Here is a 7527-nt window from a genome sequence, read left to right as displayed (position 1 = left end):
GATGGTCAAGGGCATGGGCGGCGCGATGGACCTGGTCCACGGGGCGGCCCGCGTGATCGTCCTGATGGAGCACACCGATCGTGCGGGCAATCCGAAGATCGTGCAGACCTGCAGCCTGCCGCTCACCGGCCAGGGCGTCGTCGACCGCATCATCACCAACCTGTGCGTCATCGACGTACCCGGCGACGGAACCCTCTTGCTGCGCGAACTGGCCCCTGGTGTCACCGAGGCGGACGTCATCGCCGCCACCGGAGCCGACCTCAAGGTCGAACTGACCTAACCCTCCGTCACTCCGGCGCGTCGACGGAGGGCGGGATCGGCTCCTCGCCGTGACCTTCATCGGCGACGGTGTGCGCGGCCTCCATCAGCATCCAGCCCGAAAGCTGCACGGAGAGATCCCGTTCCGGCACCTCGGACGCGTTCACCGCCCCCTCGACGAATTGCGCGTCCTTACCGCCTGCCCTCGGCAGTTCCGCTTCGCGGTCCCAGAACGCGCCGAACAAGGGAAGTCCGTCGACGGTCTGCCGGTAGTCCCACGCCGACTGCGCCGACTTGAGGACGAGATCCTTTGCGGCCGCGCGTGCTTCGACGTCGGCGGAGGTGTCTCCCGGCAGCAGGTTGGCGGCCAGGGCGAGGTAGCGCACCAGGATGCCGTCGAAGAGGCCCCCGTCTCCCCCGCCCGCGCCGGTGATGACGCCGTCGGGCGCCATGTTGTCGCGCACCGCCGCGACCAGTCGGTGCACCCGCTCGGAGTGGCGGCCATCCTGAGTGCGGGCGGCGAGCTCGACCTCGAGCCCGAGGACGACGCCCTGACAGTAGGTGTACTGCGCCCGGACCAGCGAACCACCCTTGATGCCGTCGAACACCAGATGCGTTTCGGGGTCGATCAGGGTCTCGTCGATCCAGTCGGCCATCTGCTGGGCGCGGCGCAGCCGGTCGTAGCGGGCGAGGAAGATGCCAGCGGGGCCGTTGGCGGGCGCGTTGAAGAACTGGTCCTGCTTGCGCCACGGGATGCCGCCGCCGTCCTCGGGGACCCACGCGTTGAGGAACTGCTCGGACAGCTTGTCCAGCGCCTTGGGCCGCTCGACGCCTGCCTGGCTGCCCGCGCGCTCCAGCGCGAGCGCCAGCCAGGCCATGTCGTCGTAGTAGTCGTTGATCCAGCGGCCGGTGTTGCGCCATTGATGCCCACGGATCTGGCGCTCGATCGTCAGCACGCGCTCGGGCTGCGGGTCGCGCACCTGCGCGTCGACCAGACAGTCCAGCAGATGGGCCTGCCACCAGTAGTTCCAGCTACGGAACCCCAGGTCCTTCTTGGTGGGCGGCCACGCACAGACGCCGAGTTGGGTACCGGGCAGGCGCCACAACCGCCGGTAGTGCCGCTTCGCGATCGCGGCTTCTGCGCTGGCCGCACGGTTGGCCCACAGCTGATCCATGGTCATGATCCTGCCTTACCATGCCCTCGACGTGTCGGCATGCGTCGTGATCCAGGCGTGCATCGCGATCCCGGCGGCCACCGCCGCGTTGACACTTCGCGTCGAGCCGAATTGGGCGATGGACACCGTCTTGGAGGAACCCAGTTGCGCCTCCTTCGTGATACCGGGGCCCTCCTGTCCGAAGATCAGCAGGCAGTCTCGCGGCAGCGACGTGTTCTCGAGGCGGACGGCCCCGGGCACGTTGTCCACCGCGACCACCTCCAGCTCACGCTCCGCGGCGAACGCGAGCAGCTCGGCCGTCGTGTCGTGGTGGCGAAGACGCTGGTAGCGGTCGGTGACCATGGCGCCGCGCCGGTTCCATCGACGCCGCCCCACGATGTGCACGGTGTCGACGGCGAACGCATTGGCCGTGCGGACCACCGCGCCGATGTTGGCGTCGTTGCCGAAGTTCTCGATCGCGATGTGCAGCGGGTGCCTTCGGTGGTCGATGTCGGCGATGATCGCCTCGCGCGTCCAGTAGCGGTACGCGTCGACGACGTTGCGGGCGTCCCCGTCGCGCAGCAGCCCCCCGTCGTAACGCGGGTCGTCCGGCAGCGGACCGGGCCAGGGTCCCACGCCGGGCGCGGTGCCCCACTCTGTCGGGCCCGGTAGCTCACTCACGCGGTAGTCCACAGCGCGGCGTGCGTGCCGACCACGGCGACCGTCGCGTACAGCAGCGCCTGGTTCATCTCGCCCTGGGTACACAATGACCCGCGCACCGCGACGGCGGCCAGCGACGCGTCGGGCAACACCAGCATCGACGCGCCGTACACCGAGCACGCGTAGGACAGCCCCTTGCCGGGCAGCGTCGGCGTCACCTGGACCATCATCGGCCCGCCACGACGAACGGAGTCGTCGCGGTAGCGCGAGGCCAGCCCGGACACGTCGAGTCCGAGCAACATGTAGCCGTTGCCGTTGAACGCGTTCGGGTCCCCGAGCACCTGCGGCATCAGCTGCGCCCCGTCGGCGCTGAACGCATCGACGCTGGTGGACTTCAGCACCAGTCCGGTTTCGCTGTCGTCGGTGGGCGAGAGGCCAACGGGGAACGACGCCCCGTAGGCGGCGATGGTCCCGGGGATCCGGTCCTGCGGCGAGTACACGTAGACCCCACGCACCTGCGTCTGATCGCGTAGCGGGCCCAAACACACTGTGCCAGAAAGCTTGTCGGGATTCGGCGAGAGCGCCGGTTGCAGGTTGAGGTTCGTCGCCTTCGAACAGGTGCCGACCGCGGTGCTCTCGATCGGATGAGCCAGGGCGCCGTAGAGGCCGAAGCGCAGGGTGTCGGCCTTGGCGTGCTGACCGCCTGCCTGCGACGGTGAGGCGTCGACGTCGACGAGCACGTAATCGCCGTCGAAGCGCAGATTGGCCACCGAGACGTTCCAGCCGAGCACGGCCAGCGACTCGCCGATCTTGGCGCCCTGGGTGCCGTAGGGGCTCGGGTGGGGATCGTCCGAGCAGGCGACCAGGGCGGCGCCGGTGATCAGGGCCAGGAGCAATGCGATTAGGGGCCGCACTCAGGTCCGTCCACGTCCACGGCCCACTGCCTTCGTCACGGCACGCACCAGATTTCGCGGCACGATGCGCCCCGCGGTGGTGAGCACCTTGTATTGCAGACCGGGCACGATCACGATCTGCCCCTTGGCCACGCCGGCGAGACAGTCACGCACGACGTCGGCCACGTCGAGCCACAGCACAGAAGGCGTGCCCGCCATGTCGATGCCCGCGCGTTCGTGGAACTCGGTCCTGATGAATCCTGGGCAGAGCGCATGCACACCGACCCCGGTGCCGTCGAGGCCGTTGGCCAGGCCCTCGGAGAAGGAGATCACCCACGCCTTGGACGCCGAGTAGGTGGAACCCCTGCCCGGCACCAGCCCCGCGACGCTGGCCACGTTGACGATCGTGCCCGTGCCCGCGGCCAGCATGGGTGGCAGCGCGGCGTGCGTCAGGGCCATGACGGCGGTGACGTTGACGTCGAGCTGCGACTGAAGGGTGGCGAGGTCGGCACTCCAGAATTCCCCCGACGTGGCGAATCCCGCGTTGTTCACCAGGATTCGTACGCCAGCAGCCAGCCGGTCGGCCACCTTGGCCCGGTCGGCGGCGACGGCGAGGTCGGCAGCCAGCACCTCGACGTTCACACCCGCCTCGTCGTGCAGCTCGGCGGCCAGGCGCTCCAACCGTTCGACGTCGCGCGCCACCAACACCAGGTCATGACCATCGATGGCGTAGCGGCGAGCGAATCCCATCCCCAGTCCAGACGTCGGTCCGGTGATCAGTGCGACGGGTCGTGACATGCCGACAGGCTACTTGCCCTTGAAGTCCCCGCAGGCCAGGGCTCAGCGCTGATAGTGGGGCGACTGCCGCCCGTTTCGCACCGGCGGGCGCTGCTGCGTGTAGCGGCCGACGTCACCGCGGGCCGGGGGCGCATCGGTGCGGCCCGCGGGCAGTTCGGCGGGCCGCTGGGCAAGCGGCCGGCTCGGCGATGCGCCACGCCTGGCGATCGCCTGGCCCGCGACGCCATTCTGTCCTGGCTGTGGGATGGGCGGCAGCACGCGCAGCAGGTCGTTGAACTGGCGCACGGTCAGCAGGCCCTCGTCCCATTGCGCGCGCGTGCTGGTGATCGGCATGCTGACGAGCGTCCAGTGCTGCTCGTTCCACATGATCTCGGCGCAGTCGGGCGCGGCGTGGGCGAAGGTGACCATGCGGCGGTCGCAGGCGCGGCGCGCGGCGTCGAGGTTGGTGGAGTACACCATCCGCGGGCCGATGGCGCCGAGCAGCCAGATATCGCTCTCGCGCGGTTCCTTGATGTCCTTGAGCCGGACGTCGACGACGACGTTGGTGCCGACCTTGCGGTGCAGCGCGATCACCGTCGCGACGTCCTCGAGGTCGAAGACGAAGACCGCCTCGCCGCGGATCTGCCCGAGCACCACGTTCTTGGCGGAGACGTCGCCGACCGTCGACATGACCCCGCGCTTCCAGCGCTTCACGATCTCGGTGGACTCGTGCTCGTAGTCGAAGCCGTGCGACTTGGCCCATGACTTGCGGCGCCTGCCAAGACCTCGTCGTTTGTCCAGGTCCACGTACAGCAAGACGGCCGCACCCACGAAACAGAGTGCGGACAGCGTGAACCAGAGTGGCACCATTGGGCCCCAGCCTACTTGTTGGTAGCGGTTTCGCCCGAACTCGATCGGATCACGAACTCGTCACAACGACGAACGTGACGCCACAGCGAAGAATCATCGAGAAACTCGCAGTGGCGTCACGTTCGTTTCAGCCGGTCAGCCCAGGATCAGGCCTTCGCCGTCGGCGCTGACGTTGACCGGCACCACGTCACCGTCGTGCACCTCACCCGCCAGCAGCAACTTGGCCAACTGGTCGCCGATGGCCTGCTGCACCAGCCGCCGCAGCGGACGCGCGCCGTAGACCGGGTCGAAACCACGGTCGGCCAGCCATTTCTTGGCGGGCAACGAGACCTCCAGCTGCAGCCTGCGCTGAGCCAGCCGCTTCTGCAACTGCTCCAGCTGGATGTCGACGATGCGCACCAGCTCGTCGGGCTGCAGACCGTCGAATATCAGCACGTCGTCGAGACGGTTGATGAACTCCGGCTTGAACGCCGAGCGCACTGCCGCCATCACCTGCTCGGAGTTGCCGCCCGACCCGAGGTTGGACGTCAGGATGAGGATGGTGTTGCGGAAGTCGACCGTGCGGCCCTGTCCGTCGGTGAGCCTGCCCTCGTCGAGCACGGCCAGCAGCACGTCGAACACGTCCGGGTGGGCCTTCTCGACCTCGTCGAACAGCACCACGGTGTACGGACGTCGCCGCACCGCCTCGGTCAGCTGACCGCCCTGGTCGTAGCCGATGTAGCCGGGAGGGGCACCGACGAGGCGAGCTACCGAGTGCTTCTCGCCGTACTCGCTCATGTCGATGCGGACCATCGCCCGTTCGTCGTCGAACAGGAAGTCGGCCAACGCCTTGGCCAGCTCGGTCTTGCCGACGCCCGTGGGGCCGAGGAACAGGAACGAACCGGTCGGCCGGTTGGGGTCGGCGACGCCGGCCCGGCTGCGGCGGACCGCATCGGAAACCGCCTGCACCGCCTTCTTCTGTCCGACGACCCGCTTGCCCAGTTCGTCCTCCATGCGCAGCAGCTTGGCGGTCTCACCCTCGAGCAGCCTGCCCGCGGGGATGCCGGTCCACGCCGCGACGACGTCGGCGATGTCGTCGGGTCCGACCTCTTCCTTGAGCATGACGTCGGTCTGCGCCTGCGCGGTCGGCAGTGCGGCGTCGAGCTTCTTCTCGATCTCCGGGATGCGGCCGTAGCGCAGCTCGGCGGCCTTGGCCAGATCACCGTCGCGTTCGGCGCGCTCTGACTCGCCGCGCAGCGTGTCGAGCTTCTCCTTGAGCTCGCGGACGATGTCGATCGCGCCCTTCTCGTTCTGCCAGCGCGTGGTGAGCTCGGAGAGCTTCTCCTTGTAGTCGGCAAGCTCGCCGCGGAGTTTTTCCAGCCGGTCGACGGATGCCGCATCCGTTTCCTTGGCCAGCGCCATCTCCTCGATCTCGAGACGACGCACGACGCGCTCGACCTCGTCGACCTCGACGGGTCGGGAGTCGATCTCCATCCGCAGCCGCGACGCGGCCTCGTCGACCAGGTCGATCGCCTTGTCGGGCAGGAAGCGGGCGGTGATGTAGCGGTCGGACATCGTGGCAGCGGCCACCAGGGCCGAGTCGGTGATGCGCACGCCGTGGTGCACCTCGTAGCGGTCCTTCAGCCCGCGCAGGATGCCGACGGTGTCCTCGACCGACGGCTCGCCGACCAGCACCTGCTGGAAGCGCCGCTCCAGGGCGGCGTCCTTCTCGATGTACTTGCGGTACTCCTCGAGCGTGGTGGCGCCGACCATGCGGAGCTCGCCACGGGCCAACATCGGCTTGATCATGTTGCCGGCGTCCATCGCCGACTCACCGGTCGCGCCCGCACCCACGATGGTGTGCAGCTCGTCGATGAACGTGATGACCTGGCCTGCCGAGTTCTTGATGTCGTCGAGGACGGCCTTGAGGCGTTCCTCGAACTCGCCGCGGTACTTGGCGCCCGCGACCATCGAGCCCATGTCGAGGGACACGACGGTCTTGTTGCGCAGACTCTCCGGCACGTCGCCTGCGATGATGCGCTGGGCCAGCCCCTCGACGATCGCGGTCTTGCCGACGCCTGGCTCACCGATCAGCACCGGATTGTTCTTGGTGCGGCGGCTCAGCACCTGCACGACACGCCGAATCTCGTTGTCGCGCCCGATGACCGGGTCGAGCTTGCCCTCGCGGGCTGCGGCGGTCAGGTCGGTGGAGTACTTCTCGAGGGCCTGGTAGGTGCCTTCGGGGTCGGGGCTGGTGACACGGGCGCTGCCGCGCACCTTGGTGAACGCCTCGCGCAGGGCCTGCGGAGATGCGCCGTGGCCCGTGAGCAGCTTGGCGACGTCGGAGTCGCCGGTCGCCAAACCGACCAGCAGGTGCTCGGTGGAGACGTATTCGTCGTCCATCTCTACTGCCAGCTGTTGGGCGGCGGTGACCGCCGCCAGCGACTCACGCGACAGGTTCGGCGTCGAGTTGGCGCCGCTGACCTTGGGCAACCGTTCGACGAGGCTCGCGGCCTCGGTCCTGATGATCGCGGGATCAACGCCGACGGCCTCGAGAAGGGGCGCGGCGATCCCGTCGTTCTGGGTCAGGAGCGCCATCAATAGATGGGCGGGCCGGATCTCCGGATTGCCTGCGGCGGTGGCCGCCTGCAACGCCGAGGTCAGCGCCGCCTGAGTCTTCGTGGTCGGGTTGAACGAGTCCACGACTTTCCTCCATTCATTACGAAAAGGGGTGGTGAGAATGCTTGTCTTCTTGTCCAACGCAGTCAAGGTTGAGTCTGTTCCGCTCAACTCTAGCTGATTTCCGAAATCCCGCCTTTCCGCGAGCGAGCGTGTCTGCTCGCCGACACGCGGGCGGGCACGGCAGTTGGTGCACGCTCGCCGAACCCAGGGCGACCTCCCGCGGGACTACTGCTGCATCACCAGCGGAGCAATGG

At 68.2% G+C, this 7527-nt stretch carries 7 protein-coding genes; 1 reads left to right on the top strand and 6 read right to left on the bottom strand.

Translation table 11 applies throughout. From position 1 onward, the window contains the following. Window positions 1-280, top strand: a 280-nt coding sequence (locus ACRDUX_RS17230; RefSeq protein WP_526415234.1) for a CoA-transferase, incomplete at its 5' end; no start/stop codon positions are given. Window positions 281-287: 7 nt separating this feature from the next. Here the strand turns inward: ACRDUX_RS17230 and ACRDUX_RS17225 are convergent. The 6 genes from ACRDUX_RS17225 to clpB form a co-directional block, all read right to left on the bottom strand. Further along, window positions 288-1433: a glycoside hydrolase family 76 protein gene (locus ACRDUX_RS17225; protein WP_526415235.1), complete on the bottom strand. Its 1146-nt coding sequence runs from the start codon at window positions 1431-1433 to the stop codon at window positions 288-290. 15 nt (window positions 1434-1448) lie between these two features. Next, the gene (locus ACRDUX_RS17220) at window positions 1449-2093 is read right to left on the bottom strand and encodes a TrmH family RNA methyltransferase (protein ID WP_526415233.1); all 645 of its coding nucleotides are present in this window, start codon (window positions 2091-2093) and stop codon (window positions 1449-1451) included. Then, window positions 2090-2986 carry a hypothetical protein gene (locus ACRDUX_RS17215; protein ID WP_526415232.1) on the bottom strand — a complete coding sequence of 299 codons (897 nt, stop codon included), beginning with the start codon at window positions 2984-2986 and terminating at the stop codon, window positions 2090-2092. The genes ACRDUX_RS17220 and ACRDUX_RS17215 overlap by 4 nt, the downstream gene beginning before the upstream one ends. After that, complete coding sequence (locus tag ACRDUX_RS17210; RefSeq protein ID WP_526415231.1) at window positions 2987-3763, bottom strand: SDR family NAD(P)-dependent oxidoreductase; 777 nt, start codon at window positions 3761-3763, stop codon at window positions 2987-2989. 42 nt (window positions 3764-3805) lie between these two features. After that, window positions 3806-4612 (bottom strand): trehalose monomycolate transport factor TtfA, encoded by an 807-nt coding sequence (gene ttfA, locus ACRDUX_RS17205; RefSeq protein ID WP_526415230.1) that lies wholly within the window; start codon window positions 4610-4612, stop codon window positions 3806-3808. Window positions 4613-4747: 135 nt separating this feature from the next. Next, entirely contained in the window at window positions 4748-7294 is a 2547-nt protein-coding gene (gene clpB, locus ACRDUX_RS17200; protein ID WP_526415229.1) for an ATP-dependent chaperone ClpB, read from the bottom strand. Window positions 7295-7527 lie beyond the last annotated feature (233 nt).

Source organism: Mycobacterium sp. (genome assembly GCF_050701675.1).
In the GTDB taxonomy this organism is placed as follows: domain Bacteria; phylum Actinomycetota; class Actinomycetes; order Mycobacteriales; family Mycobacteriaceae; genus Mycobacterium.
This window is presented reverse-complemented; position numbering and strand designations above follow the sequence as displayed.